Origin of the sequence: Methylopila jiangsuensis (assembly GCF_027922305.1) — a bacterium.
Taxonomy (GTDB): Bacteria; Pseudomonadota; Alphaproteobacteria; order Rhizobiales; family Methylopilaceae; genus Methylopila; species Methylopila jiangsuensis.
Map to the genome: position 1 here is coordinate 150,180 of NZ_BSFK01000007.1, position 25,524 is coordinate 175,703.

Genomic DNA, 25,524 nt, shown 5'->3' on the forward strand with positions numbered 1-25,524 from the left:
TTCGGATCACCGTCATGTCCCGCCGCCTCGCCTTCGCGCTCGCTCTCGGTCTCGCCGCGCCCCTGGCGCCGTCCGCGCGCGCGCAACCGGCGGAGCCTGCGGCGGCGACGCCCCCCTGCGGCGGTGATTTCGCGAGCTGGCTCGACGGCGTCAGGGCGGAGGCGCGCGCGGCCGGCGTGTCCGACGACGCCATCGCCCGCGGGCTCGATGGGGTGGCGGTCGACCCCAAGGTGCTGTCGCACGATCGCGGCCAGCAGGTGTTCCAGCAGACCTTCCTGCAGTTTGCCGGGCGCATGGTGGCGGGCGCGCGGGTGACGCGCGGGCCGAAGCTGATCGAGCAGAACCGGGCGCTGTTCGCCAGAATGGAGTCGGAGTACGGCGTGCCGGCTTCCGTGGTCGCGGCCTTCTGGGGGCTGGAGACCGATTTCGGGGCCAATCTCGGCAAGTTCGACACTCGCAACGCGCTGGCGACGCTGTCCCACGACTGCCGGCGCCCGGCCTTCTTCCGCCCGCAGCTCATTGCGGCGCTGAAGATCGTGGAGCGCGGCGATCTCGCTCCGGCCGAGATGAAGGGCGCCTGGGCGGGCGAGCTTGGCCAGACCCAGATGATGCCGGCGGACTACATCCGCTTCGGCGTGGACGGCGACGGCGACGGCCGCGTCGACCTGATGAAGAGCACGCCGGACGCCATCCTCTCCGCCGGCCGCTACGTCTCCGAAATGGGCTGGCGGCGCGGCGAGCCCTGGCTGCAGGAGGTGACGGTTCCGGCCTCAATGCCGTGGGAGCAGGCCGACATCGACGTCAAGCATCCGGTGTCGCAGTGGAGCGCCTGGGGCGTGACCGCGCGGCAGGGCGCTCTGCTCGCCAGGCCCGACTCAGGCGCGGCGCTGCTGCTGCCCATGGGGCGGAACGGCCCGGCCTTCCTCGCCTATGACAATTTCGACGTCTACCGGAAGTGGAACCAGTCCTTCATCTACGCCATGACGGCCGCCTATCTCGCGACCCGCTACGAGGGCGCCCCCCAGGTCGCGCCGGGCGCCGCGCCGGTGCGGCCGCTCGACACCGCGGAGCTGACCGATCTGCAGCATCGTCTGCGCAAGGCGGGCTTCCTCGACGGCGACGCGGACGGCCGGCTCGGCTTCGCCACCCGCAAGGCCTCGCGGGCGGCGCAACTCAAGCTCGGCCTGCCCGCCGACGGCTATCCCAGCCTCGAACTGCTGCAGGCCCTGCCGCCGGCGGAATGAAGTTTCGGGGAGCCATTTTTCGTTTCAGCCGCGTGATCCGAAGCACCTCCAAAAACGCGAACGGCCCCTCTCATGGCGGAGGGGCCGTTCTCGTCGAACCGGACCGGGGCGCCGTCCGGCCTTGCGCTTGCCGACCTTAGCCGGCGAGCTTCAGCCCGCCGTTCGGCGTGCGGATTTCGATGTCGACCTCCAGCGTCGCCAGCGTGTCCTGGGTGTCGGTCTTGATGCGGACCTTGTCCGGGTCGATGGCGATGTGCTTGGCGATCACCGCCAGGATCTCGTCCTTGAGCTGCGCCACCAGATCGGTGCGGCCGAACACGGCGCGCTCGTGGGCGAGCAGGAGCTGCAGGCGCTCGCGCGCGGCGGGGGCGGAGGAGCGGCGGGTGAAGAACCTGAGAACGCTCATGCCGCGGCCCTCCGGCCGAACAGCGAGCCGAAGAAGCTCTTCTTCTCGCTAGGCACCACCATGTCGATGGTCTCGCCGCGCAGGCGCCGTGCGGCGTCGAGATAGGCCCGGGACGGCGCGGAGATCGGGTTCGCCAGCGTGACCGGCGAGCCGAGGTTCGACGCCTTCAGCACTTCCGGGCTCTCCGGGATGATGCCGAGCAGCGGGATCGACAGGATCTCCAGCACGTCGTCGACCTTCAGCATGTCGCCGCGGTCGGCGCGCACCGGATCGTAGCGGGTGAGGAGCAGCAGCTTCTCCATGGTCTCGCCGCGCTCGGCCTTCTCGGTCTTCGAATCGAGCAGGCCGATGATGCGGTCCGAGTCGCGCACCGAGGAGACTTCCGGATTGGTGACGATCACCGCCAGATCGGCGTGGCGCATGGCGAAATAGGCGCCGCGCTCGATGCCCGCCGGGCTGTCGCAGATGATCCAGTCGAACTTCTCCTTGAGCTGGTTGATCACCCGCTCGACGCCCTCCGCCGTCAGCGCGTCCTTGTCGCGCGTCTGGGAGGCGGGCAGGAGGTAGAGGCTGTCCACCCGCTTGTCGCGGATCAGCGCCTGGTTCAGGTTGGCGTCGTTCTGGACCACGTTGATCAGGTCGTAGACCACGCGGCGCTCGGCGCCCATCACCAGGTCGAGATTGCGCAGCCCGACGTCGAAATCGATGACCACGACGCTCTGCCCGGTCTGCGCGAGCGCCGCGCCGAGGGCCGCCGTCGACGTGGTCTTGCCGACGCCTCCCTTGCCCGACGTGACGACCAGAACCTCTGCCATTGGAATGTCTCCTTCGAAACCGTGTGATCGTCAGTCGAGCGCGGCGACGCGGAGCGTCTCGCCGTCGAGATGGGCGCGGGCGGGCTTGCCCTTGAGCTTGGGATCGAGCGCGTCGGTGGTCATGTAGACCCCGTCGATCGCCAGCAGTTCGGCGTCGAGCTTGGCGCAGAAGATGCGCGCCTTCGAATTGCCCGCCGAGCCCGCGATCGCCCGGCCGCGCAGCGCGCCGTAGATGTGGATCGAGCCGGCCGCCACGATCTCCGCGCCGGAGGCCACGGAGCCGCAGATGGTGACGTCGCCGTTGGGAAAGCTGATGCTCTGCCCGGAGCGCACCGTGTGGTCGATGATCAGCGAGGTCCCGGTCGGGGCCGCGGCCTCCTTGGCGGAGATTTCGCCGGCGGCGCGGCCGCCCACCGGCATGGCGAGGCGGGCGTTGGGGCCGTCGAGGAACTTCGGATCGCAGCCCTCGACGCCGATGACGCGCACCTTGCGGATGTCGAGCTCGCCCAGCAGGGCCGCAAGCGCCCGGGGCGACAGCTTCAGCGCCGCCACGTCCAGCACCACCGGCCGTTCGCCGAAGAAGCCGGGCGAGCCTGCGGCGAGCGCGTCGAGTTCGGCCAGCCAGTCCTCCAGCGGCGGTTCGGGCGCCAGCACCAGCGCCATGAACGACCGCCCCCGGAACCGGATCTGCTGGCGCTTCGCCGGCTCGTCGGCGGCGGACTTCGGGACGATCTGGAGGGCGGGCTGCGACACGGCGAAACGTCCGGGCTGGAGGAACGGGTTAACGAAGCGTTGCCCGCACAGTTGAGCGCGCCGTGGTTAACGAGCCGTTAACCGCCCGGCAAAATATGCCGCCCCTTCGCGCTTTGCGTGCCCGTTGCGCGCCGTCGCGGTCCTGATCTAGGCTCCGCGCCCCGCGGCTATGGCCGTGTGATCAATTTTTCAGTGGGGGATTTCAAAGTGGCGATCATTCGGGGAACGAACGCGGGCGACGCCCGCACCGGCACGGCGCTCGCGGACCGAATCTACGGTCTGCTCGGCGCCGACACGCTGAGGGGCGCCGGCGGAAACGACTATCTGTCGGGCGACGGCGGAAACGACACGCTCTATGGCGACGCCGGCGACGATGAACTGCACGGCGGGCAGGGCGCCGATCGTCTGGAGGGCGGCGACGGCGACGACTTCCTGTTCGGCGGGCTGGACACCGTTCAGGACGCGCTGATCGGCGGCGCCGGCGACGACGTGGTGGCCGTCGGCGCGCTGGACCGCGCGGACGGTGGGACCGGTCTCGACACGCTGGTCATCGGCGGCGTCTACGACCTTGGCGAGTACAATGAGGACGGCGTGAAGTACAACATCGATCTCACCAAGATCGATGGGGCGACGTCGGTCGCCACCGGCTACAAGGGCAGCTACGCGCGGAATTTCGAGCGGGCCGAAATCTATGTGGGCGATGCTCTTGGCGGCTCGAAGATCACCGGAACCACGGGCGACGACGTGATTTCTGTGTCGACGGTGTTCAACGGCACGGGCTTCGGCGGCGTCGTGATCCGCGGTGGAAACGGCAATGACGAGATCACCGGCGGCGCGGGCGACGATCTCATCTTTGGCGACGCCGGCGACGACATTCTGTCGGGCGGCTACGGTTCCGACAAGATCTATGGCGGCGCCGGCTCCGACCTGTTCCGCCTGTCGCTGACCGAGTTTGATGGGCCGGACATCTATTACGGCGTGACGGCGGACGACGCGTTCCTGATCGACCTCGAGGGCATCGGCTACCAGAATCTGGACATCGCCCGCGCCATCGACCGCGACAACCCGGTGGTGTCCGCCCGAAATCCGGTGGTGAGCTCGGACAATCCGCAGTTCCTCTACAACACCCGCACCGGCGCCCTGTCGTTCGACGCCGACGGCATTGGCGGCGAGGCGGCCTTCATCGTCGGCTATCTCGACGGCAAGCCAGCGCTGACCGACGCCCAGTTCCTGTTCGACCTGTGATCCGACAGGCACGCCCCGCCGCCGAAACCCCGGCGGCGGGGCGTGCTACGTAGTTGTCGCAATATCAAAAGCCGTCGAATCGGGTAGCGCTCTAGGCCTCATGCAACGGGGGCGCGCAGATGGCGGTTATCAAGGGCACGATCACATCCGAGCGGATCGACGGGACCGATGCGGCCGACCGCATCTTCGGCGACGGCGGCGCGGACCTGATCTACGGCGGCCTCGGCAATGACGAGCTGTTCGGCGGCCGGGGTTCGGACCGGCTGTTCGGCGGCGCGGGGAGGGACGCTCTCGACGGCGGGATCGGGGTCGACCGGCTTTACGGCGGCGACGGCGACGACCTCCTCAACGGCGACGGCGACGCCTATGGCGATCTGCTCTGGGGCGGCGCGGGCGACGACGTCGCCCAGGTGGGCGCCGGCGACTTCGTCGATGGCGGCGCCGGAGACGACCTTCTGATCATCGACGGCGTCGACGCCGATTTCGCCATCGTCAACGTGGACTTCAGCAAAGTGTCCGGCGCGGCCACCGCCTCGATCGGCATCGGGGGCATCAAGGCCCGGGGCGTCGAGCGCGTCGACGTGTGGATCGACGACGCGGGCGCCGGCTCCACGCTGCGCGGGACGGAGGGAGCCGACACGCTGCAGCTCGACATGGCCCGCGGCGCCCAGAAGGGCGCGACGATCTATGGCGGCGGCGGCGACGACACGATCTACGGGTCGGAGCTCGCGGACGTGCTCGACGGCGGCGCCGGCGACGACATCATCTACGCGCTTGAAGGGCGCGACAGCGTTCGGGGCGGAGCCGGCAGCGACCTGTTCGTGGTCGACCTGTCGGAGCGGTTCCCGGACGCCTTCACCGTTCAGGATTTTTCCAGCGCAGATTTCTTCTATGTGCCGGCCTACAATCTTCCCGGCTCGTGGGAAGACAATCTTGAAAACACTGGGCGCTATTTCGATCTCGACAACCTGCTGGTGGCCAAGGCCGCGCCGGCGGCGACCTCGTGGAGCGCCCAGTTCCTCTATGACACCCGGACGGGCGCGTTCAGCTTCGACGAAGACGGCCGGGGAAGCCTGGCGCCGATCCATCTCGCCACTCTGACCGGCGCGCCGGCCCTGACGGCCGACAACATCCTGTTCGGCTTCTGAACGGGCAGGCTCAGCCCAGCCGGTCGAGCCGGGGGGCTTCTGTCCACAGGATCGCGGCGCGGACGGGGCGGTCGGGCCAGATCTCCGACAGCAGCTCGGCATAGGCGCCGAGCTGCGCCGCGTAGCCCGCGGGAACGGGCGCGCCGGCCGCCGGCGGTCGGCGGTCGGTCTTAAAGTCCACCACCAGGATTTCGTCGTCCGTCACCGCCAGCCGGTCGATGCGGCCGGAGACCGGGCGGCCGTCCTTCAGGCGGCCGACGATCGGGACCTCGCCGCGGCTTGACGGCGTGAACACCGCCGCGAAGGCGGAATCGGCCACGATGGCGAGCGCCGCGTCCACGCAGGCCGCGCGCGTCTCCTCCGGCAACACAGCGGCGCTCGCCGCCATGCGGGCGGCCGCCTCGGCGCGGCGCTCAGGGGCCACGTCGGGCAAAGTCTTCAGCAACCTGTGCAGCAGCACGCCTCGCGCGCGGGCGGCCTCCGCTACGGGGCCAGAGGGCAGGGCGCCGGCCCGCTCGCCGTCCTCCGCCACCAGCGCCGAAGGCGACAGCGGCGGGCCCGGGGGCTCTTCGCGCAGGGCGGCAGCGCGCAGCCAGACGGGATTTGGTTCCGGCGTCGACATGTCCGGGGACGATGCGGCGGCCTCGAAGTGTGTCTGCACAGCCTCCGGCTTTCCGAGGCGCAGGCGCAGCATCGGCTGGTCTTGGCCCACATCCACCGTCTCGACCTCCGGCGCATGGATCAGGCCGGCGCGGATCAGGTCGTACCACGCGCCGTCGGGGCGTTTGCGACCGCTGTCGTGGCCGCAGACCACCAGCCGGTCGCGGGCGCGGGTCATGGCCACATAGAGCAGGCGGCGATGCTCGGCCTCGGCCCCCTGCGCCGCCAGCGCGCGGGCGGCGGCGAGCACGGGCGGATCTTCGGCCTGCCGCCCGGCCCAGACCGGGATCGGCGCGGCGCCGTGTCCGGCTGCGGCCCGGGGCAGCTCCAGCAGCGCCGAGCCTCGCCCCGAGGCCGCGCCGCCGCAGGTGTCGGCCAGCACCACCATGTCGGCTTCTAGCCCCTTGGCGCCGTGCACGGTCATCACCCGCACCTCGCCGGCGGAGACGTCCAGATCGCGCTTGATCTCGGCCGGGGCGGCCCGCATCCAGATCAGGAAGCCCGCAAGCGTCGGCGGATGGGCGCGCACATAGTCCTGCGCCAGATCGAGAAAGGCGTCTAGCGGATCGTCCGCCTCGTGGCCGAGCCGGGCGCGGAAGGCGCGGCGTCCGCCGCCCGCCGCCAGCAGGTCGGCGTAGAAGGCGAACGGGTCGCGCAGGCTCGCGGAGGCCGCGATGCGCGTGAGCCGTTCGTGAGCGGCGCGGGCGCGCGTCGGGCCTTCCGCCAGCGCGTCGACGAGCCGGCCCGAACGATGGGGCGCGACGGCGATCAGGTCGTCGTCGTCGAGCCCGAACAGCGGGCTTTTCAGCGCGCAGGCGAGCGCCAGATCGTCCTCGGGCGTCACCAGCGCGTCGCCCAGCGCCAGCAGGTCCATGACGGCGATGTGCTCGCCCACGATCAGCCGGTCCGCGCCCGCCACCGGCACGTTCCGGCTCTTGAGCGCCCGGAGGATGGCCTCGAACAGCGCCTTGCGCTGGCGCACCAGCACGAGGATCTCGCCCGGCGGCGTTTCGCCGGCGTCGATCGTGCGGCGGATTTCGGTCGCGACCGACTCCGCCAGCCGCACCACGGCGCTGCGGGGTTGGGCGGCGTCGAACGGCGCGTCCCAGGCCTCCTCCGCCCGCTCGGCCTTGAGCGCCGGGGTGAGAGGCCAGAGCTCGACCGTTCCCGGGTCTTCGCCGCGGGCGGTGGAGTGGCTGGTGGACACCGTCTCGTCGGAGCTCAGGCCCTCATGGGCCTGCGGCCGCGCGAACACATGGTCCACGGCGGCGAGCACGGCGCGTGCGGAGCGGAAGCTTTCGGTCAGGCGCACGTCTGCGAAAGCGCGTCCGGCGGCCTCGTGGCCGCGGAGATAGTCGCGGCGGGAGCGGCCGAACTCCTTCGGCTCCGCGCCCTGGAACGAAAATATGGACTGCTTCTCGTCGCCCACCGCGAACACGGTGCGGGCCGTGTCGCCGCGCGCTCCTTCGCCGGCTAAAAACTCCTCCGTCAGCTTGCGCACGATCTCCCACTGGCGGGGCGAGGTGTCCTGCGCCTCATCCACCAGAACGTGGTCGAGCCCGCCGTCGAGCTTGAACAGCACCCAGGACGACGCCGTGCGCGCCAGCAGCGCGTGGGTGCGGTCGATCAGGTCGTCATAGTCCAGCAGCGCTTCGGCGGATTTGGCGCGCGCGTAGGCCGCCGCCGTGGCGCGGGCGAGCGTGAGCAGGGCGCCCGTGCGCTCCACGATGGCGGCGGCGGCGATCTTCGGCAGCAGCGCCACGAGGCGCTCCATCTCGGCGTCGAGCCGGGCGGCGACCTCCGGGTGGGCGGCGCGGGTCTTCCGGGTCACGAAGCGGCTCGCCGCGCGCGGCTGGCCCTGACCCGTGAGGAACACCCCCAGATAGGCCGCGCGGCGGGCGTCGTCGTCCTTCGCCGCGATGGCGGCGGCGAAGCTGTCCGCAAGGTCCCGGTCGGTGGCGGAGCCCTCGCCGAGCGCGCCGGCGAGCCCGGGCCACAGCGCCGGATCAAGGCCGCCGCCCAGCACCGAGGCCAGCAGCGCGTCATGCTCTTCGCCGGGCGCGAGGTCGAGCAGGGCGGCGAGTTCGGACGCGGCCTCGTCCGGGCCGCCGGTCTCCTCGAACAGCCGGCGCAGGGTTTCCCGCTCGGTCACGGCCTCCGCCACCGCGCCGTCGATGACGTTCGGCGCGTGGCGCGGGGTGAGCGTGGCGAAGGCCCGGCCCACCGGTCCGTCCGGCCGGCGCGCGGCTTCGGCGAACACGGCGGCGCGGGCGCGGGCCATCATCTCCGCCTGGTCGCGGGGGTCGAGCTCCCGGAAGCCCGCCGGCGCGTTGGCCTCGAACGGGAACTGCCGCAGCAGCCGGCCGCAGAAGGCGTGGATGGTGTAGATCTTCAGCCCGCCCGGCGTCTCCAGCGCGCGGGCGAACAGCCGCCGCGCCTCGGCGAGGCGGGCGGGCGAGGGCGCCGCGCCTTCAAGCGCCGCGATCTCCGGCGCGAGCCGCGCGTCGGGCGTGGTGGCCCAGCCGCGCAGCCGCTCCACTATGCGGTTCTGCATGTTGGCGGCGGCGGCTTTGGTGAAGGTGAGGCACAGGATGCGCGACGGCTCGGCGCCCGCCAGCAGCAGCCGCACCACCCGCTGCACCAGCACATAGGTCTTGCCCGAGCCGGCGTTGGCCGACACCCAGGCGGAGGAGCCGGGATGGGAGGCGAGCGCCTGCCGGCGCAGCGTCTCGGCGCTGGGGCGGCTCATTCCTCCGCTCCCCCGTCCTCGTCCGCGCCGCCGGTGGCGGACCATTCCCGCACCCGGGCGAGATGGCCGTAAGGCCCCTCCGGCCGGGCCAGGAACTGCGGGTGGGACAGCGAGCGGTAGGGCTCGTCCGGGTTCTCGAACCGGTCCACCACGGCGCGGAAGGCGGCGAACGCCTCGTCGGCCACCTGATCGAGCGGCTTGTCCTTGTGGCGGATGTCGATCTCCTCGCCGGCGGGGTCGCGGCCCGTGAGCCGCAACAGCGACAGGCTCTCCACGCTCACGCCCTCGGCCGCCACGTCCGGGAAGCCGCCCTGCCGGAGGATCGCGGCCTCCAGCGGAAGCTGGGGCGCGAAGCCCGCCAGCGCCTGCTTCTTCGTGGCGACCCGGCCGGTCTTGTAGTCGATCAGCGCCGCCGAGCCGTCGGTCATCAGGTCGATGCGGTCCGCGCGGGCGGTGAGCTCGAAGTCCCGGCCTGCGCCGGTGCGGAACAGAACGGCTCCGGCGCGCTCCACGAAGCGGGCGGCGACGCGGGGGCCGCGCTCCGTTTCGCGCTTCAGCAGCCAGTCGGCGATGCGCACGAAGCGCGGCCACCACAGCGTCTGCGCCTCGTCGCGCTCCAGCAGCGGGCCGAAGGCGGCGCGGCCGAAGCCGAGCAGGGCTTCGCGCGCGTCCGGATGGGCGGGATTAAGCCCGCTTGCGGCGAACAGCTCCAGCGCGCCGTGGATGGCGTTTCCAAGCTCCCCGGGGCCGGGTTCGGGGCCGACGGGACCGATCTCGTCCAGCTTCAGGATGTGGCGGGCATAGATGGCGTAAGGGTCGCGCAGCCAGGTCTCGACGCCGGTGACGCTGAGCCGGGTCGGCCGCAGATCGAGCGGCGGGCGAGGCTCCGGCGCCGCGGCGGGCACGGGCGGCGGGGTTTCGTCGAGCGCGTCGGTGAGCCGGACCAGCCGCTCGCCGCGCGCGAGCGCGGCGGCGAAGGCCGGGCCGCCGGCCGCCGCCTCCAGCCGCTGCAGCCAGCGGGACGGGATGGTGGGCGCGCCGCCCGCCTTCCTCGCCCGCGTCAGAACCACCTCGCGGGCGCCGAGGCCCTGCTCGAAATCATGGGCGGAAAGGCCGATGCGCCGCTCCGGCGCCGGCAGGCCGAGCTGGGCGCGCAGCGGCCGGTTGATCCAGGCGTCGCTCTGGGGCGCGGGCGGCCAGACGCCGTCGTTCAGCCCGCCCAGCGCCACCCGGTGGAAGGCCAGCAGGCGGGCCTCCAGCGGCCCCAGAATGTGCAGCCGGGGGTGGCGCGGCCGGGGCGGGCGCACCACGCGGCCCCCCATCAGGGCGGCGAGCACGCCGGGGAAGCTGAGGGCCGAGATCGGGTCGCTCGCGGGCGCGGCGTCGGACAGCTCCTCGAGGAACCGGACCGCCTCGGCGTGGTCTTCGGTCTCCGCCTCGCCCGCCAGGGCGGCGTAGCCGGAGACCAGCGCGGCGACGAAGGCGGACAGCGGCGCTTCCGTCTCGGCCTTCAGCGCGGCGAGCGGCGCCAGCGCCGCGGTGAGGGCCGCGAGCAACGCGTGGGCGCTCGCCCTGGCCGCGCCGGACAGCCGGCGCGCCGGGCCGCGCGGGTCGACGGTCTCCAGCGCGCGGGCGAGCCCCGCGAACCCCTCGCCGGGCAGGGGGGCGCGGAAGGCCATCAGGTCGAGCGCGTCCACCGCGCGGTCGTTCAGGTCTGCGCTCTGGGCCAACCGGCAGGCGGGATGGCGCAGCAGCGCCAGCAGCGCGGCGGGCTTGGGCGCCAGCGCCGCCTCGGCGACAAGCCGCAGCAGCCCGCCGGCGCGGGTGACGGCGAGCGCGACGCCGGCGCTGTCGTCCACGGCGACGCCCCAGCGCTCCAGCTCCACGGCGACGCGGGCGGCGAGCGCCCGGTCCGGCGTCACCAGCGCCGCGGTCGCGCCCGGCGTCTCCAGCGCCTCGCGAAGGCTGAGCGCCACGGCGGTCGCCTCCCCGCGCACATGGGGCGCCGCCACCAGCGTGACGCCGGAAAGCGCCGCCGCGCGCTCGGCCTCGGACCGGGGCGCGCGGGCCCACATGTCGGTGGTGGCGGCCGGGCGCAGGGCGTCGGCGACGAGCCGCGCCCGCGCCGCGAGCGCCGGCGCGGCCTCGCCCAGCTCCCGCACCTCCGCGCGGGACAGCCCGAGATCGCGCAGCAGCAGCGCGAGGCCGCGCTGGGGGTGGCCCTGAAGCGCGGGCTCGTCGTCCCGCAGCAGGTCGTGCCAGGCAGGGGGCTCCAGCCCGTCGCGGTCGAGGCCCGGCAGGACCACGGCGCCCTGGTCCGCCTCCGCGATGGCCCTGATCAGCCGGCGGGTGGCGGGGACCGAGCCGGTGGAGCCGGCGGCGACCACGGGGCCGGACCCCCGCGCCACGCGGGCGGCGGCGGCGTCGATCTGCAGCCGGCGGCGGCGAGCCGGATCAAGCCGGCCGATTTCGCTCAGGTGCTCGGGCCAGGCGCGCAGCGCCACCTGCAGGAAGGACTGGGTGATGGCCCAGTAGCGGTCGTGCTCCCCGGGAGCGAGGCGGTCCAGGGCGGTGAGGTCCGCCTCCTCGGTCTCGACCGAATCCACCAGCGCCTCGAGATCGCCGGCGAGATGGATCGCCTCCGCCGCGGTGGCGGGGATCAGCGGCCCGTCCTTGGCGTCGAGATTCAGCACGGAGCGGTCGAGGGTGGCGGCGAAGCGGCTGACGAGCCGGGCGAGCGTCAGCCGCCGCTCCAGCGGCGCGACCGCGGGGGGAAGATCGTCCTCGCCCTCGTCGGGCGCGTCGGCGAGGCCGGAATCCTCGTCCACGTCGCCGAGCGGGGCGATGCGCGGCAGCAGGGCGGCGCGGCCGTCGAGTTCGGCGAGGAAGGCGTCGCGCAGCGCGCGGCCCGCGCGGCGGGTGGGCAGGAAGAGGGTGGCGGAGGCGAGCGCCAGCGGATCGTGGCGCGGCGCGAAGCCGGGGATCAGGTCGCCGTCCAGCAGGGCGCGGGCGAGCGTCGGCAGGAAGGCCGCGCCGGGCGGGATGGTGAGCACGTTGGGGCGGCGGGCCGCCATGGCGTCGGCCTCAGGCCGCCGACAGGGCGATGGCGCGCTCGGCCTCGGTGATGGCGCCGGGGTCGCCCACATGCAGCCACAGCCCGTCAAGCCGGAGCCCGTGCAGCCGCTCCCGCTCGATGGCGGCGGTCCACAGCCGGTTGAGCGAGAACGGCGCGCCGTCCCAGCCCTCGAAGGCGCTACGGGGCATGATGGCCGCGCCCGCATAGGCGAAGGGCGTCACCTGCCGTTCCGGACGCCGCGTCAGGCGCCCGTCGGTGGAGAAGGCGAAATCGCCGGCGCCGTCGAAGCCGACGCTGGAGGTGAGCGCCGCCACCAGCAGAAGGGCGTCCATGCGGGCCGGGTCCCACATCTCGGCCATGCGCGCGAGGTTGGAGCGGGCGCCGTCGATCCAGAACGTGTCGGCGTTCAGGATGAAGAACGCCTCGCCGTTCAGAAGCGGCAGCGCATGGGCCACGCCGCCGCCTGAATCCAGCAGCCGCGCCCGTTCGTCGGACACCGCGATCTCCGGCGCGCGGCGCGTCTTCAGATGCGCCTCCATCTGGTCGGCGTGGTGGTGGACGTTGACCACGGCGCGGGCCACGCCCGCCTGCTCCAGCCGGTCGAGCGCGTGGTCGATCAGCGCCCGGCCGGACACGTTCACCAGCGGCTTCGGCCGGGTGTCGGTGATGGGGCGCATGCGGGTGCCGAGCCCCGCGGCCAGCACCATGGCGTCGGTGAGGGGAGCCGTCATTGCGGCGTCTCCGTGACGCCGGCGTTTTCCGCGTACCAGGCGGCGAGGTCGGCGAGATCGGGATGGGCGAGGTTGGCGATCAGCGCCCGGCGCACCCGGGGCAGGTGCTTGAGATAGCCCGGCTTGCCGTCGCGTTTCGCGAGCCGCACGAACACGCCGAGGATCTTGGTGGCGCGCTGGGCGCCCATGGTGGCGTAGGCGCGGGCGAAGGCGGCGGGGTCGAAGCCGATGTCCGCCCTGCGGCGGGCGTCGAGGTAGCGGGCGGCGAGCGCGAGCTCCAGCCCGTCCGGCAGGTCCACCCGCGCGTCCTGCAGCAGCGAGACCACGTCATAGGCCGGCGGACCCATCACCATGTCCTGGAAGTCGAGCAGGCCGAGGCGGCCGAAGCCCTCATGGCCGTCGCGCCAGGTGAGGTTGGGCGAGTGGTAGTCGCGCAGCGTCCAGGTCTGCGGTCCCGCCAGCACCGGCTCCAGCGCCGCCCGCCACAGCGTCCGGAACGCTTCGCGGGTCTCCGGCTCCGGGGAGACGCCGGTGACATGGGGCATGTGCCAGTCGGTGAACAGCTCGCACTCCACCAGCATGGCGGAGAGGTCGTAGGGCGGCACGCGGTAAAGCTCGCGGCCCACGGCGAGGTCGGCGGGCGCGTCGCGGCCATGCAGGTCCGCCAGCAGATCGGTGGCGAGCTCGTAGCGGCTGGCGATGGGCTGGCCGCCGGCGACCACCGGCTCGAAGCCCATGTCCTCCACCAGCAGGAAGCCGTTGGCGAGATCCTGGGCGTAGATCTGCGGCGCGGCGTAGCCGAGCTTGCGCAGCCCGTCCGCCACCGCCACGAACGGCGTCACGTCGGCGGCGAGTCGCGCCACCGAGAGGTAGCTGCGGCCATCGGCCAGCGGCGGGCCGGCGGGGCGGGGCGGGGCGTCCATGAGGATGGCGGTGCGGCGGCCGAGGGTGAGGCGCTCGTAGAGGCGGCTCGAGGCGTCGCCCTGCACGTGCTCGCGGGTCGCGTCGCCCCAGCCGGCGGCGTCCACGAAGCGCCTGCCGTCGCGCAGGCGCGCGAGCCGCGGCCCGAAGGCGCCGAAGCCGGTGAGTCGGGCGCGGCGGCCGCCGCCGGGCGCGATCTCCAGCGACAGGTCGAGCCGGTCCTCGGGCAGGCCGGCGCCCAGCCGGTCCGGCCACTCCACCAGCACGATGGCGTCCTCGCCCGCCTCCTCCCAGCCGAGCTCGTCCAGCTCCTCGGGGCTGGTGAGCCGGTAGAGGTCGGCATGGACCACGGGGCCGCGGGGCAGGTCGTAGATCTGCAGCAGCGTGAAGGTGGGGCTCGGGGCCTCCAGCTCGGGATCGCCGGCGCGGGCGCGCACCAGCGCCCGGGCGAAGCTGCTCTTGCCGGCGCCGAGGTCGCCCGTGAGCGTGACGATGTCGCCGGGCTTCAGCGCGCGGGACACGTCGGCGGCGAGCGCCCCGGTCGCGGCCTCGTCGGCGAGGTGCAGGTCCCAGGTCTCGGCGCCGGGGGCGGCCGTCGTCGCCCGGTGATGGGCGCCGACGCGGCTTGCGGGGCCCTTCATTCGGCCGCCGCCGCCAGAGCGCGCAGCGGGAAGGTGCAGGTGACCACGGTGCCGACGCCCTCTTCGCTCTCGATCGCGACCCGACCGCCGTGAAGCTGCACCAGCGAGCGCACGATGGAAAGGCCCAGGCCCACGCCCCGGTGGCGGGCGCCGGCGGTGCGGCTTTCGAACCGGTCGAACACCCGCTCGATCATGGCGCTCGGGATGCCGCTGCCCTGGTCCGCGACCCGGAAGGCGATCTCCTCGCCCTGGCGCGCGGCGCTGACGCGGATGACGCGGCCGGGCTTGGAGAAGCCGATGGCGTTGGACAGCAGGTTGAACAGCACCTGCCGCACCCGCTTGGCGTCCGCCTGGAAGGCGCCGATGTCCGAGGCGGTGTCGATCTCGAGCCCGAGCCCGGCCTCGGCGAGGCGGTCGCGCACGCCCTCGGCCGCGGCCTCGATCGCCTCGCGGGCGTCCACCGGGCCGAGCTCCAGCTCCATGGCGCCGGCGTCGATGGTGGTGAGGTCGAGGATGTCGTTGATGATGGCGAGCAGCGCCGAGGACGACGACAGGATGTGGTCCACATATTCGCGCTGCTTCTGGGACAGCTCGCCGAGGCGGGCGTCGCCCAGCAGCTGGCCGAAGCCGATGATGTTGGTGAGCGGCGAGCGCAGCTCGTAGGAGACGTGGTTCACGAAGTCGTTCTTGAGCCGGTCGGCGGCCTCCAGCGCCTCCGCCCGCTCGCGCAGCGCCCGCTCCACGTTCACGCTGGCGGTGACGTCGGTGAAGGTGGCGAGCGTGCCGCCGTCCGGCAGCGGCAGCGCCACAACGTCCACGATCCCGGCGGGGCCGCGGTCGACGCGGGTCACCAGCGGCTGGCGCTCGTCGGGGATGGCGGTCGCGGCCACCTTCAGCCGGCGCCACAGCTCCACGTCGGCGGGACGCAGGTTGCAGGCCTTGAGCAGGTCGTCCGCGTGGGGGCGGTTGGCGAGCTCCGCCTCGCCAAGGCGCCACAGCCCGGCGAAGGCGGGGTTGTGCAGCCGGAGCCTGCCGTCGGAGCCGAACACCGCCACCGCCTCCTGCAGATGGTCGATGGTCTCGCGCTGCACCTTGGTCAGCGCGTTGAAGCGGCTTTCGAGGTCGAGGCGCTCGGTGACGTCGTCGAACAGATAGGTGACGCCGCCTTCGGGATTGGGCGTCACCACCACGCGCAGGGTGCGGCCGTCCGGCAGATGCCACCAGTGCTCGCGGGCCTCCAGCGCCCGATAGGCCTCGTGCAGGTCCGCCTTCCATTTGCGGAAGTCCGCCTCCTCGGGCAGCCGCCGTTCCGCGCGCAGCCGGTCGAGCACCGTGGCGTCGGTGGGGGCGGACTCCAGGAAGGCCGGGTCGAGCGCCCACAGCCGGGCATAGGACTGGTTGTGGAAGGCGAGCGCCCCGTCCTTGCGGAAGATGGCGACGGCGGTGGTCAGCTCGTCCAGCGTGCGGCGGTGAGCCTCCATCTGCCGGGACAGGTCGGCGCGCACGTCCTCCAGTTCGGAGACGTCGATGGCGATGGCGGCCGCGCCGGATGAGGAGGGGGCCTCCACCACGTCGAAGATGCGGCGCTGGCCGGCGTAGACCGCGGCCGCGCGCTTGCGGAACACCTGCCCCGCCTCGTTGGCCTTGCGGGCGGCGGCGCGCAGCGACTGGTCGAGGAACTCGGTTCCGTGCTCCACCGCCAGCATGCCGTCGGTGGCGTCCACCCCGCGGGCGTAGGCCTCGTTGGCGTAGGCGAGGCGGCCGTCGCCGTCGCGCAGCCACACCGGCTGGGCGAGCGACTCCATCAGCGCCAGCGCGCGGGCGAGCGCGCCCTGAAGCTCGGCGTTGCGGTCCTCGATCTCGGCGCGGGCGAGGCGCTCGCCGGTGACGTCGCGCAGCCGCAGCACGGCAGCGCCGCCCACCGGGCCGCCGTCCGCCTCCAGATGGCCGCCCTCCGGCGTGCGCAGAAGCTGGCGGAAGGGCTCGCCGCGCTGGCGCAGGGCGTCGATGCGGGCGTCGAGCGCGCGGGCGGCCTCCGGGTCGAGCCAGGAGCCGAAGGCGAGCAGGCGCCGCCCGGCCGGCATGCCGGTGAGACGCGAGGCGTCGCCGACCACGTCCGGCGCGTCGCCGGCCGAGCGCCAGGTCACGATCACCTGCGCCTCGGAGGCGACCAGCGCCTCGGCCCGGTCCAGCCGGGCGCGCAGGTCGGCGACGTCGCGGGCGGTGGCGGCGGTCACGTCCGCCAGCCGCTGGCGGGCGCGCAGCAGCGCGATGGAGGACACCACGGCCACGAACAGCGCGCCGAGCACCAGCGCGAGCGTCGCGGTCTCCGGCGCGCCGAACGGCGCCGCCTGGGCGGCGGATGCGGAGAGAGACGCCGTCGCGGTCAGTGCGACAAGAAGAGCGGCTCCGCGACGCGGCCGTTCAAGCATGTGGCGAGGTCCCCGTCGGTGGTCCGTTCCGGCCGGGAACGGACTCCGGCGACGCCGAGGCGCGCCGCGCCCCCGTCGCGAATCAAGGTCAGTCTACTGATCCGGAGACTCCCCCCCAAGAGTCCATAACGGGTACGTGGGCGCCTCCCCGTCACTTTTTCGCCCCGGGGCCGCCATCGCCGCCGAGATCGGCGTCGTAGCGACGCTGGGCCTGCTGCACGGCGTCGATGTTGGCTTCCGCCCACAGGCGCAGGCCGTCCACCAGCGTCGCCAGCGTCAGGCCGAGCGGCGTCAGCGCGTATTCGACCGTCACGGGGACGGTGGCGAAGGCGGTGCGGCGCACGAGGCCGTCGCGCTCCAGCCCCTTCAGCGTCTGGGACAGCGCCTTCTGGGACAGGCCCTGAACCGCGCGGCGGATCTGGTTGAAGCGCATGGGGCCGTCTGCGAGCAGGCCGATGACCAGCGCGGCCCATTTGTTGGCGATGCGATCCAAGACCATGCGCGTCGGGCATTCGGCGGCGTAGGCGTTGGGGCGGAGGGAGGCGGGCGTGTCCATGGGTGTCGTCGCGGTGACCAGGTTGCGTTAGGGTTCCTTCTTGGAAGGTAGATATCACTTTGATATGTAGGTTTCTATTCGAAACCATAAAGGAGATTGCGCCATGCGCGTCGCATTGATCGGAGCCTCGGGCAATGTGGGCTCCCGCATCGTCGCGGAGCTCGTCCGCCGCGGCCACGCGGTCACCGCCATCGCCCGTCACCCCGAGCGCATTCCGGCCGCGCCGGGCGTCACGCCGGTCGCCGGCGACCTGTTCGACGCGGACGCGCTCGCCGCGGCGCTGAAGGGCCATGACGCGGCGGTGAGTTCGGTGATGTTCGCGGCCAGCGATCCCCAGAAGCTGATCGCGGCGGTGAAGGCCTCGGGCGCGCCGCGCTATCTGGTGGTGGGCGGCGCCGGCAGCCTTTACGCGGCCCCCGGCGTCCGGCTGATCGACACGCCGGAGTTCCCCGCCGCCTACAGGGAGGAGGCGTCCGCCGGCGCGGCCTTCCTCGACCGGCTGAAGGCGGAGCCCGATCTCGACTGGACATTCCTGTCGCCCTCCGCGGTGTTCGGGCCGGGCGAGCGCACGGGCGCGTTCCGCCTGGGCGCGGACGACCTGCTCACGACCGCGGCCGGAAGCTCCATTTCCTACGAGGACTTCGCCGTGGCGCTGGTCGACGAGCTGGAGCGGCCCGCCCACTCCCGCGCGCGCTTCACCGTGGGGTATTAAGCCGCCGGGCGTGAGGGGAGGCGCGTCGACCGCGTCTCCTCACTCCTCCGCCGCGGGCTTCAGCAGCTTGCGCGGGCGGCCGCCGGGACCGGGGCGGCCCTCCGACAGGGCGGCGACCGCGCCGTGGAGCGTCTGCAGGTCCTGCCTGGTGGGCTCCATGCGGTGGATCATGTTGCGCAGGTTGCGGATCATGATCGCGCGCTTGTCCTCGGAGCGGAAGAAGCCGGTTTCGTCGAGCTCGCCTTCCAGGTGGCGGAATAGCGCCAGCTTCTCGGTCTCGGTCGCGTCCGGCGAGCGCCGCGCCGCGTCGAAGGCCGGCGCGCCGCCGGTAGCGGCCTTGAACCACTCGTAGCCGACCAGCAGCACCGCCTGCGCCAGGTTCAGGCTGGCGTAGGCGGGATTGACGGGAAAGGTGACGATGCGCCCGGCGCGGGCCACCTCGTCGTTTTCGAGCCCCGCGCGCTCGCGGCCGAACAGCACGCCCGCGCGGCCCGCATGAGCCGCCAGCCGGACCGCCGCCTGTTCCGGCGTGTCCACGGGCTTGAACTGCCCCCGCTCCCGGGCGGTGGTGGCGAACAGCAGCGTCAGGTCGGCGACCGCGTCCTCCAGCGTCTCGAACGCCTGCGCGGCGTCCAGCACATGATGGGCGCCGGCGGCGAAGGCGCGGGCGGTCTCGGAGCCGATGTCCGCGCGGCCCTTGACCACGCGTAGCTCGGTGAGGCCGAAGTTCGCCATGGCGCGGGCGACTGCGCCCACGTTCTCCGCCAGCTGCGGCTGCACCAGCACCACGGCGGGCCCCGCCGGCAGGGCGGCGGCGAGGTCGGCTTTGCTGCGATTGGTTCCGGCCATGGGGCTCGCGTCGATGAGTTCCGGGACGAACGCGCCGCATAGCACGGCGGGCCCGGCTCCGCGACGTCCCGTCAGTCGCGGCCGTCGTCGCCCGCCGCGAAGGCGAGCGCGACGAGCGGCAGAAGGGTTCCGGCCGCGGCCACGCCCGGCCAGCCGAAGGTCTGCATCAGCGGGCTCACCATGGCGGAGCCGGCCGCGCCGCCGAAGAACAGGATCGCCACATAAAGCCCGTTGATGCGGCCGCGCGCCGCCTCGTCCAGCCCGTAGATGGCGCGCTGGCCGAGGATCATGTTGATCTGCACCCCCATGTCCACCACCACCGCGCCGAACAGCAGCGCCGCCACGCCGCCGAACCAGCCGTCGAAGCCCGCGACGGCGAAGCTGGCGGAGGACATGGCGAGCGCGGCGAGGGTGCCGGCGTAGGTGCGGCCCGAATCCGCCAGCCGCCCCGCCCAGGGCGCGACCAGCGCGCCGGCCGCGCCCGCTAGGGCGAACAGGCCGATCAGGCTGTGCGACCAGCCGTAGCCCTCGGCGAGGCGCATGGGAACGGCGGTCCAGAACAGGCTGAAGGTGGCGAACATGGCGGCCTGATAAGCGGCGCGCCGGCGCAGCACGCGATGGCGCTTCAGCAGCGTTCCCATGGAGGCGATGAAGGCGCCGTAGCCGAGGCCGCCGGTCGCGGAGCGCTTCGGCAGCATGGCGAACACAACGGGCGCGAGCAGGGCCATCAGCAGCGCCGACAGGCCGAACACCGCCCTCCAGCCAGCGTAGTCCGCGAGCACCGAGGCGACCGGCCGCGACAGCAGGATGCCGAACAGCAGCCCGCTCATCACCGTGCCCACCACACGGCCGCGCACGGCGGCGGGCGCCGCGCCCCCCACCACCGGCAGCAGCATCTGCGCCGCGGTGGAGGTGACGCCGATGGCGAAGGCGGCGAGGAAGAACAGCGCGGCGGAAGGCGCCAGCGCCGCGGCTGCGAGGGTCAGCACCGCGGCGGCGAGCGTGATCGCGATCAGCCGCCGCGCCTCCACCAGATCCACCAGAGGGGCGAGGAGGATGAGGCCGACGCCGTAGCCGATCTGCGTCAGCGACACCACGGAGCTGGCCGCGACCGGCGACAGCGCCAGATCGCGCGCGATCAGATCCACCAGCGGCTGGGCGTAATAGAGATTGGCGACGATGACGCCGCAGGCGACGGCCGCCATGAACACGAGGCGGCCGTCCACCTCCGTGGACGGGGCGGTCGGCGTCGCTGGGATTTCGGACATGGGCTGCTCCGGGATGCGTGGGCCCGATGTAAGGCGCCCGCGCGCCCCGGCGCAGGGGGAGGAGATGCAAGGCGGCCTTGCGTTCACGCCCGCGCCGCGGCTTCCCGACGCAGGGGCGGGGTGCTAAACACGCCTCTGCTGCGCCGCGAAAGGCGTCCAGGGCTCCGGTTCACCCCGAAAGGTTTTTCATTCCATGGCGAAGATCAAGGTCGAAAACCCGGTCGTCGAGCTCGACGGCGACGAGATGACTCGGATCATCTGGCAGTTCATCAAGGACAAGCTGGTCCACCCCTATCTCGACATCGACCTCAAATATTACGATCTCGGCATCGAGAACCGCGACGCCACCGAGGACAGGGTGACGGTCGAGGCGGCGGAAGCCATCAAGCAGTATGGCGTCGGCGTGAAATGCGCCACGATCACCCCCGACGAGGCCCGCGTCGAGGAGTTCAACCTCAAGAAGATGTGGAAGTCGCCCAACGGCACCATCCGCAACATCCTGGGCGGTGTGATCTTCCGCGAGCCGATCATCGCCAAGAACGTGCCGCGTCTGGTGCCGGGCTGGACCCAGCCGATCGTGGTGGGACGCCATGCGTTCGGCGACCAGTACAAGGCCACCGACTTCCGGTTCCCCGGCAAGGGCAAGCTGACCATCAAGTTCGTGGGCGAGGACGGGACCACCATCGAGCACGACGTGTTCGACGCGCCGTCGTCGGGCGTCGCCATGGCCATGTACAACCTGGACGAGTCGATCCGCGACTTCGCCCGCGCCTCGCTGAACTACGGCCTCGCGCGCGGCTATCCGGTCTATCTGTCCACCAAGAACACCATCCTCAAGGCCTATGACGGCCGCTTCAAGGACCTGTTCGCCGAGGTCTACGAGGCCGAGTTCAAGCAGAAGTTCGCCGAGAAGAAGATCTGGTACGAGCACCGCCTGATCGACGACATGGTGGCCTCGGCGCTGAAGTGGTCCGGCGGCTACATCTGGGCCTGCAAGAACTACGACGGCGACGTGCAGTCCGACACGGTGGCGCAGGGCTTCGGCTCGCTCGGCCTGATGACCTCGGTGCTGACCACGCCGGACGGCCGGATCATGGAGGCGGAGGCCGCCCACGGCACCGTCACCCGCCACTACCGCGAGCACCAGAAGGGCAAGGCGACCTCCACCAACTCCATCGCCTCGATCTTCGCCTGGACCCGCGGCCTCGGCCACCGGGCCAAGCTCGACGGCAACGCCGAGCTGAAGCGCTTCGCCGAGACGCTGGAGAAGGTCTGCGTCGACACGGTGGAGGCCGGCTTCATGACCAAGGATCTGGCGCTGCTGGTGGGCGACGAGCAGGGCTGGCTCACCACCACCGGCTTCCTCGACAAGATCGACGAGAACCTTCAGAAGGCCATGGGCTGATCGGCCGGCGGGGGCTCGATCGGCTCCCGGCCATCCTTCAGGAATGAAAAAGGGCGGCTCGGAGGCCGCCCTTTTTCATGTGCGGCGAAGGTCGCCGCAGCGAAACGCGGCCGCGCCGGAGCCCGCGTCATGCCCGAGACAAGCTCGGGCATGACGGAGATGGCGACCGGCCGGGAAACGCTCAGTAGCGGTAGGCTTCCGGCTTGAACGGGCCTTCCTGCGGCACGCCGATGTAGGACGCCTGCTTGGAGGACAGCTTCGACAGCTTCACGCCGATCTTGTCGAGGTGCAGCGCGGCGACCTTCTCGTCGAGGGTCTTCGGCAGCACGTAGACCTGGTTCTTGTACTTGCCGTCGCCGTTGTTCGCCCAGAGCTCGATCTGCGCCAGCGTCTGGTTGGTGAAGGACGCGGACATCACGAAGGACGGGTGGCCGGTGGCGTTGCCGAGGTTCACGAGCCGGCCTTCGGACAGCACGATGATCCGCTTGCCGTCGGGGAACTCCACCTCGTCCACCTGCGGCTTGATGTTGTCCCACTTGAAGTTCTTCAGCGCGCCGATCTGGATCTCGCTGTCGAAGTGGCCGATGTTGCAGACGATCGCCCGGTCCTTCATGGCGCGCATGTGGTCGACGGTGATGACGTCCACGTTGCCGGTGGCGGTGACGAAGATGTCGGCGCGGGTGGTCGCCTCCTCCATGGTCACGACCTCATAGCCCTCCATCGCCGCCTGCAGCGCGCAGATGGGATCGACCTCGGACACCAGCACGCGGCAGCCGGCCTGGCGCAGCGAGGCGGCGGAGCCCTTGCCCACGTCGCCGAAGCCCGCGACCATCGCCACCTTGCCGGACATCATGACGTCGGTGCCGCGGCGGATCGCGTCGACCAGCGACTCGCGGCAGCCGTAGAGGTTGTCGAACTTCGACTTGGTGACGCTGTCGTTGACGTTGATCGCCGGGAACAGCAGCTCGCCCTTCTTGGCGAACTCGTACAGGCGGTGGACGCCGGTGGTGGTCTCCTCCGTCACGCCCTTGATGGCGTCGGCGTTGCGGGTGTACCAGCCCGGATGGCTCTTGAGGCGCTTCCTGATGGCGGCGAAGAGGATGGTCTCCTCCTCGTTGGTCGCGCCGTCGAGGAACGCCGTGTCGCCGGCCTCGGCGCGCTTGCCGAGGTGGAGCAGGAGCGTGGCGTCGCCGCCGTCGTCCAGGATCATGTTCGGCGTGCCGCCGTCGGCCCATTCGAAGATCTTGTGGGTGTACTCCCAGTATTCCTCAAGCGTCTCGCCCTTGACGGCGAACACCGGCGTGCCGTTGGCGGCGATGGCGGCGGCGGCGTGGTCCTGGGTGGAGTAGATGTTGCAGGAGGCCCAGCGCACGTCGGCGCCGAGCGCCTTCAGGGTCTCGATCAGCATCGCGGTCTGGATGGTCATGTGCAGCGAGCCGGCGATGCGCGCGCCCTTCAGCGGCTGCGACGGGCCGAACTCCTTGCGGCAGGACATCAGGCCCGGCATCTCGGTCTCGGCGATGGCGAGCTCCTTGCGGCCCCAGTCGGCCAGCGAGATGTCCTTGACGATGTAGTCGTTGAGGGGGGCGTCCTTGAGGGCGGCGGCGCTCTGGCTCATGGCGGTCCTTCGCGAGGTTGGCCCGCGGCGGACGCGGGCGGGATCGAAACTCGCGGGTCTGGTAGCACGAGGATCGCCAGAGGGCAATAAAGACATAAAGAAGTCTTTATGTCATGGGGGCGGCGTCGTGCGGCGCCGGCCGACGCAAAAAGGGCGGCCCGGAGGCCGCCCTCGAATTCGCGCTCTGGCGGGATCAGAACCTGTAGTTCACACCGACGCGGGCGATGTGGCCGTCGTTCTCGAACCGGGACTTGTAGCCGGACTGGCCGAGCGGCGCCGCGGCGGTGCGGTTCACGTTCAGCGTGGTGTCGCCGAGGTCGTAATAGAGATACTCGCCCTTCACGCTGATGGCGTCGGTGACGGCGTACTCCACGCCGCCGCCCACCGTGTAGCCCACCTCCACATTGCTCTTGCTGTCGGAGAAGCCGAGCGCGCCGCCGCCGCCGGCCGGCGGCTGGTTGTTGAAGAAGCGGGCGGAGGTCTTCACCTCGCCATAGGCCAGACCGCCGGTGCCATAGACCAGCACGCGGTCGAAGGCGTAGCCGACGCGGGCGCGCACCGTGCCGAGATATTCCAGCTCCTGCTTGAACGTGGAGCGGATGTTGCCGGCGGCGGGCGCCAGCGGCGGGATGTCGTAGCGGCGGGTGTCGTCGATGTCGGCGTAGGAGATGTCCGCCTCGACGCCGAACACGATCGGGGAGCCGTCGAGCTGCATGTTGTAGCCGGCCTGCGCGCCGAACAGCCAGCCATCGCCGTCCACGCCGACGCTCGGCGGGCGCAGGCGGTTCTGGACGTTGAGGCGCGTCGCCGCGTCCTTGCCGCGGGTGCGGATGTCGTGATCGCCCCACACGTGGCCCGCATGGGCGCCCACATAGAAGCCGCTCCAGGTGAAGGACGGCACGGCGACCATGGCGGGCGCCGGCTCGTAGGCCGGCAGATCGGCGGCCGAAGCGGCGGTTGCGAACAGCAGCAGCGCGGCGGCCGAAACGGCGGCGCGGGCGGTGGCGGTCATGGCGTTCCCTCGTTGTTTCGCGATCAGTCGCAGAGCGGGTACGCGCAGGCGGATCAGCCGGTTTTTCTACGTTTTCGTGATCGCGTCCGCGCGCCGGGCGTGTGTCTTTCGGGAGACGCCCGTTCTGGTCACGGCCCGATCACACCCGCGTCAGACGTGCGCGAGGCCGATGACATCGCGGCCGCGCATCCCCACATTGCGGGCGACGCAACCGAGGAAATGCAACGCACATGTCCCGACCGACCCTTGCCCGCCGGTTCGCCGCGACCGCTCTCGCCGCGCTTGTCGCGGGCGTGACGCTGGCGCCGCTCGACGCCGACGCCCGCGCCGGCCGGAGCGGCGGCTTCGGCAGCCGCGGATCCAAGACCTTCTCGTCGCCGCCGCCCACCGCCACCTCGCCGGGCGCGGCCCCGATCCAGCGCTCGCAGACCCAGCCAGGCGCCGTTCAACCCGGCGCGCAGGGCATGGGGGCCGCGGCGCAGCAGCGCCGTCCGGGCATGTTCGGCGGCGGCTTCGGCGGCATGCTGATGGGCGGCCTTCTGGGCGCCGGCCTGTTCGGCCTGCTGTCCGGCTCCGGACTGTTCGGCGGCCTGGGCTCGCTCGCCTCGATTCTCGGCCTCGTGCTGCAGCTCGTTCTGATCTTCTTCGTGGTCCGCTTCGCCATGAACTGGTTCCGCAACCGCAAGGCGCAGCAGTCGCCGGCCTATCAGAGCGGCCCGGTCCGGCGCGACGCCGGCCCCCAGCCGGGCGACCGGCGCTTCGACGCGCCGCCCCCCGGCGGCGGCGCGGGCGGCTCGGGCTTCGGCGGGTTTGGCGGCTTCGGCGGCCGCGCCGCCGCAGCGCAGGCCGTGACGCCGATCCAGCTCGACGGCGGCGACTTCGACGCCTTCGAGCGCCTGCTGTCCGACGTTCAGTACGCCTATTCCGAACAGGATCTCGGCAAGCTGAGCCGTCTCGCCACCTCCGAGATGGTGGACGTGTTCCGCGACGACCTGGACCAGGACCGCGAGCGCGGCGTGGTGAACCGCGTGCGCGACGTGAAGCTGCTGCAGGGCGACCTGTCGGAAGCCTGGCGTGAGGACGCCCGCGACTACGCCACCGTCGCCATGCGCTATGGCCTCGTGGACGTGGTCGAGGATCGCGCCACCGGCCGCCTCGTGGACGGCGATCCCAACCGCCCGGTCGAGGCGACCGAGTTGTGGACCTTCGTGCGCCCTCGCGGCGGCGCCTGGACGCTGTCCGCGATCCAGCAGGCCGCCTGACGGCTCCGGCTCTCCTGACGA

Annotated in this window: 19 protein-coding genes; 6 read left to right on the top strand and 13 right to left on the bottom strand. The window is 72.0% G+C overall.

Features of this window, described 5'->3' with window-relative positions:
• Nucleotides 1–14: 14 nt before the first annotated feature.
• A complete protein-coding gene (locus PKE85_RS07800; protein ID WP_271204237.1) occupies nt 15–1,244 on the top strand; it encodes a lytic murein transglycosylase in 1,230 nt (409 codons plus the stop codon).
• A 136-nt stretch (nt 1,245–1,380) separates the two neighbouring features.
• Here PKE85_RS07800 and minE read toward each other — a convergent pair whose 3' ends face one another.
• The 3 genes from minE to minC are packed head-to-tail and all read right to left on the bottom strand — an operon-like array spanning nt 1,381 to nt 3,218.
• On the bottom strand, nt 1,381–1,650 hold the full coding sequence (gene minE, locus PKE85_RS07805; RefSeq protein WP_271204238.1) for a cell division topological specificity factor MinE: 270 nt from the start codon (nt 1,648–1,650) through the stop codon (nt 1,381–1,383).
• Nucleotides 1,647–2,465, bottom strand: a complete 819-nt coding sequence (minD, locus tag PKE85_RS07810; RefSeq protein WP_271204239.1) for a septum site-determining protein MinD — start codon at nt 2,463–2,465, stop codon at nt 1,647–1,649. The genes minE and minD overlap by 4 nt, the downstream gene beginning before the upstream one ends.
• 30 nt (nt 2,466–2,495) lie before the next feature.
• Nucleotides 2,496–3,218, bottom strand: coding sequence for a septum site-determining protein MinC (gene minC / locus PKE85_RS07815; protein ID WP_271204240.1), 723 nt, complete (start codon nt 3,216–3,218; stop codon nt 2,496–2,498).
• Nucleotides 3,219–3,425: 207 nt separating this feature from the next.
• On the opposite strand from minC, the gene PKE85_RS07820 reads away from it, so the two are divergent.
• On the top strand, nt 3,426–4,463 hold the full coding sequence (locus PKE85_RS07820; RefSeq protein ID WP_271204241.1) for a calcium-binding protein: 1,038 nt from the start codon (nt 3,426–3,428) through the stop codon (nt 4,461–4,463).
• A 119-nt stretch (nt 4,464–4,582) separates the two neighbouring features.
• Nucleotides 4,583–5,611 carry a calcium-binding protein gene (locus PKE85_RS07825; protein ID WP_271204242.1) on the top strand — a complete coding sequence of 343 codons (1,029 nt, stop codon included), beginning with the start codon at nt 4,583–4,585 and terminating at the stop codon, nt 5,609–5,611.
• A 10-nt stretch (nt 5,612–5,621) separates the two neighbouring features.
• Here PKE85_RS07825 and addA read toward each other — a convergent pair whose 3' ends face one another.
• The 6 genes from addA to PKE85_RS07855 form a co-directional block, all read right to left on the bottom strand.
• Nucleotides 5,622–9,020 (bottom strand): double-strand break repair helicase AddA, encoded by a 3,399-nt coding sequence (gene addA / locus PKE85_RS07830; RefSeq protein ID WP_271204243.1) that lies wholly within the window; start codon nt 9,018–9,020, stop codon nt 5,622–5,624.
• A complete protein-coding gene (gene addB / locus PKE85_RS07835) occupies nt 9,017–12,094 on the bottom strand; it encodes a double-strand break repair protein AddB (RefSeq protein ID WP_271204244.1) in 3,078 nt (1,025 codons plus the stop codon). The genes addA and addB overlap by 4 nt, the downstream gene beginning before the upstream one ends.
• A 10-nt stretch (nt 12,095–12,104) precedes the next feature.
• Nucleotides 12,105–12,827: a nucleotidyltransferase family protein gene (locus tag PKE85_RS07840; RefSeq protein WP_271204245.1), complete on the bottom strand. Its 723-nt coding sequence runs from the start codon at nt 12,825–12,827 to the stop codon at nt 12,105–12,107.
• Nucleotides 12,824–14,389: a tRNA (adenosine(37)-N6)-threonylcarbamoyltransferase complex ATPase subunit type 1 TsaE gene (tsaE, locus tag PKE85_RS07845; RefSeq protein ID WP_271204246.1), complete on the bottom strand. Its 1,566-nt coding sequence runs from the start codon at nt 14,387–14,389 to the stop codon at nt 12,824–12,826. Before tsaE ends, PKE85_RS07840 begins: the two co-directional genes overlap by 4 nt.
• A complete protein-coding gene (locus tag PKE85_RS07850; RefSeq protein ID WP_271204247.1) occupies nt 14,386–16,821 on the bottom strand; it encodes an ATP-binding protein in 2,436 nt (811 codons plus the stop codon). Before PKE85_RS07850 ends, tsaE begins: the two co-directional genes overlap by 4 nt.
• Before the next feature lie 151 nt (nt 16,822–16,972).
• Nucleotides 16,973–17,377: a winged helix-turn-helix transcriptional regulator gene (locus tag PKE85_RS07855; RefSeq protein WP_271204248.1), complete on the bottom strand. Its 405-nt coding sequence runs from the start codon at nt 17,375–17,377 to the stop codon at nt 16,973–16,975.
• A 103-nt stretch (nt 17,378–17,480) separates the two neighbouring features.
• Here PKE85_RS07855 and PKE85_RS07860 point away from each other — a divergent pair, with 103 nt between their 5' ends.
• Nucleotides 17,481–18,089, top strand: coding sequence for an NAD(P)-dependent oxidoreductase (locus PKE85_RS07860; protein WP_271204249.1), 609 nt, complete (start codon nt 17,481–17,483; stop codon nt 18,087–18,089).
• 39 nt (nt 18,090–18,128) lie between these two features.
• Here PKE85_RS07860 and PKE85_RS07865 read toward each other — a convergent pair whose 3' ends face one another.
• Together PKE85_RS07865 and PKE85_RS07870 are read right to left on the bottom strand one after the other, a co-directional pair.
• Nucleotides 18,129–18,938, bottom strand: a complete 810-nt coding sequence (locus PKE85_RS07865; RefSeq protein ID WP_271204250.1) for an RNA methyltransferase — start codon at nt 18,936–18,938, stop codon at nt 18,129–18,131.
• Between the two features lie 71 nt (nt 18,939–19,009).
• A complete protein-coding gene (locus tag PKE85_RS07870) occupies nt 19,010–20,206 on the bottom strand; it encodes an MFS transporter (RefSeq protein WP_271204251.1) in 1,197 nt (398 codons plus the stop codon).
• A gap of 193 nt (nt 20,207–20,399) precedes the next feature.
• Between PKE85_RS07870 and PKE85_RS07875 the strand changes: the two genes are divergently transcribed.
• Nucleotides 20,400–21,611: an NADP-dependent isocitrate dehydrogenase gene (locus tag PKE85_RS07875; RefSeq protein ID WP_271204252.1), complete on the top strand. Its 1,212-nt coding sequence runs from the start codon at nt 20,400–20,402 to the stop codon at nt 21,609–21,611.
• Nucleotides 21,612–21,792: 181 nt separating this feature from the next.
• Here PKE85_RS07875 and ahcY read toward each other — a convergent pair whose 3' ends face one another.
• Nucleotides 21,793–23,229, bottom strand: a complete 1,437-nt coding sequence (gene ahcY / locus PKE85_RS07880) for an adenosylhomocysteinase (RefSeq protein WP_271204253.1) — start codon at nt 23,227–23,229, stop codon at nt 21,793–21,795.
• Nucleotides 23,230–23,422: 193 nt separating this feature from the next.
• On the bottom strand, nt 23,423–24,241 hold the full coding sequence (locus PKE85_RS07885; RefSeq protein ID WP_271204254.1) for an outer membrane protein: 819 nt from the start codon (nt 24,239–24,241) through the stop codon (nt 23,423–23,425).
• Between the two features lie 230 nt (nt 24,242–24,471).
• Between PKE85_RS07885 and PKE85_RS07890 the strand changes: the two genes are divergently transcribed.
• Nucleotides 24,472–25,503, top strand: a complete 1,032-nt coding sequence (locus PKE85_RS07890; RefSeq protein WP_271204255.1) for a TIM44-like domain-containing protein — start codon at nt 24,472–24,474, stop codon at nt 25,501–25,503.
• Nucleotides 25,504–25,524: the final 21 nt, after the last annotated feature.

Coding starts and splice junctions, on each gene's coding strand:
- PKE85_RS07800 (WP_271204237.1), top strand. CDS start 15: ATGTCCCGCCGCCTCGCCTTCGCGCTCGCTCTCGGTCTCGCCGCGCCC.
- minE (WP_271204238.1), bottom strand. CDS start 1,650: ATGAGCGTTCTCAGGTTCTTCACCCGCCGCTCCTCCGCCCCCGCCGCG.
- minD (WP_271204239.1), bottom strand. CDS start 2,465: ATGGCAGAGGTTCTGGTCGTCACGTCGGGCAAGGGAGGCGTCGGCAAG.
- PKE85_RS07825 (WP_271204242.1), top strand. CDS start 4,583: ATGGCGGTTATCAAGGGCACGATCACATCCGAGCGGATCGACGGGACC.
- addA (WP_271204243.1), bottom strand. CDS start 9,020: ATGAGCCGCCCCAGCGCCGAGACGCTGCGCCGGCAGGCGCTCGCCTCC.
- addB (WP_271204244.1), bottom strand. CDS start 12,094: ATGGCGGCCCGCCGCCCCAACGTGCTCACCATCCCGCCCGGCGCGGCC.
- PKE85_RS07840 (WP_271204245.1), bottom strand. CDS start 12,827: ATGACGGCTCCCCTCACCGACGCCATGGTGCTGGCCGCGGGGCTCGGC.
- tsaE (WP_271204246.1), bottom strand. CDS start 14,389: ATGAAGGGCCCCGCAAGCCGCGTCGGCGCCCATCACCGGGCGACGACG.
- PKE85_RS07850 (WP_271204247.1), bottom strand. CDS start 16,821: ATGCTTGAACGGCCGCGTCGCGGAGCCGCTCTTCTTGTCGCACTGACC.
- PKE85_RS07855 (WP_271204248.1), bottom strand. CDS start 17,377: ATGGACACGCCCGCCTCCCTCCGCCCCAACGCCTACGCCGCCGAATGC.
- PKE85_RS07860 (WP_271204249.1), top strand. CDS start 17,481: ATGCGCGTCGCATTGATCGGAGCCTCGGGCAATGTGGGCTCCCGCATC.
- PKE85_RS07865 (WP_271204250.1), bottom strand. CDS start 18,938: ATGGCCGGAACCAATCGCAGCAAAGCCGACCTCGCCGCCGCCCTGCCG.
- PKE85_RS07870 (WP_271204251.1), bottom strand. CDS start 20,206: ATGTCCGAAATCCCAGCGACGCCGACCGCCCCGTCCACGGAGGTGGAC.
- PKE85_RS07875 (WP_271204252.1), top strand. CDS start 20,400: ATGGCGAAGATCAAGGTCGAAAACCCGGTCGTCGAGCTCGACGGCGAC.
- ahcY (WP_271204253.1), bottom strand. CDS start 23,229: ATGAGCCAGAGCGCCGCCGCCCTCAAGGACGCCCCCCTCAACGACTAC.
- PKE85_RS07885 (WP_271204254.1), bottom strand. CDS start 24,241: ATGACCGCCACCGCCCGCGCCGCCGTTTCGGCCGCCGCGCTGCTGCTG.
- PKE85_RS07890 (WP_271204255.1), top strand. CDS start 24,472: ATGTCCCGACCGACCCTTGCCCGCCGGTTCGCCGCGACCGCTCTCGCC.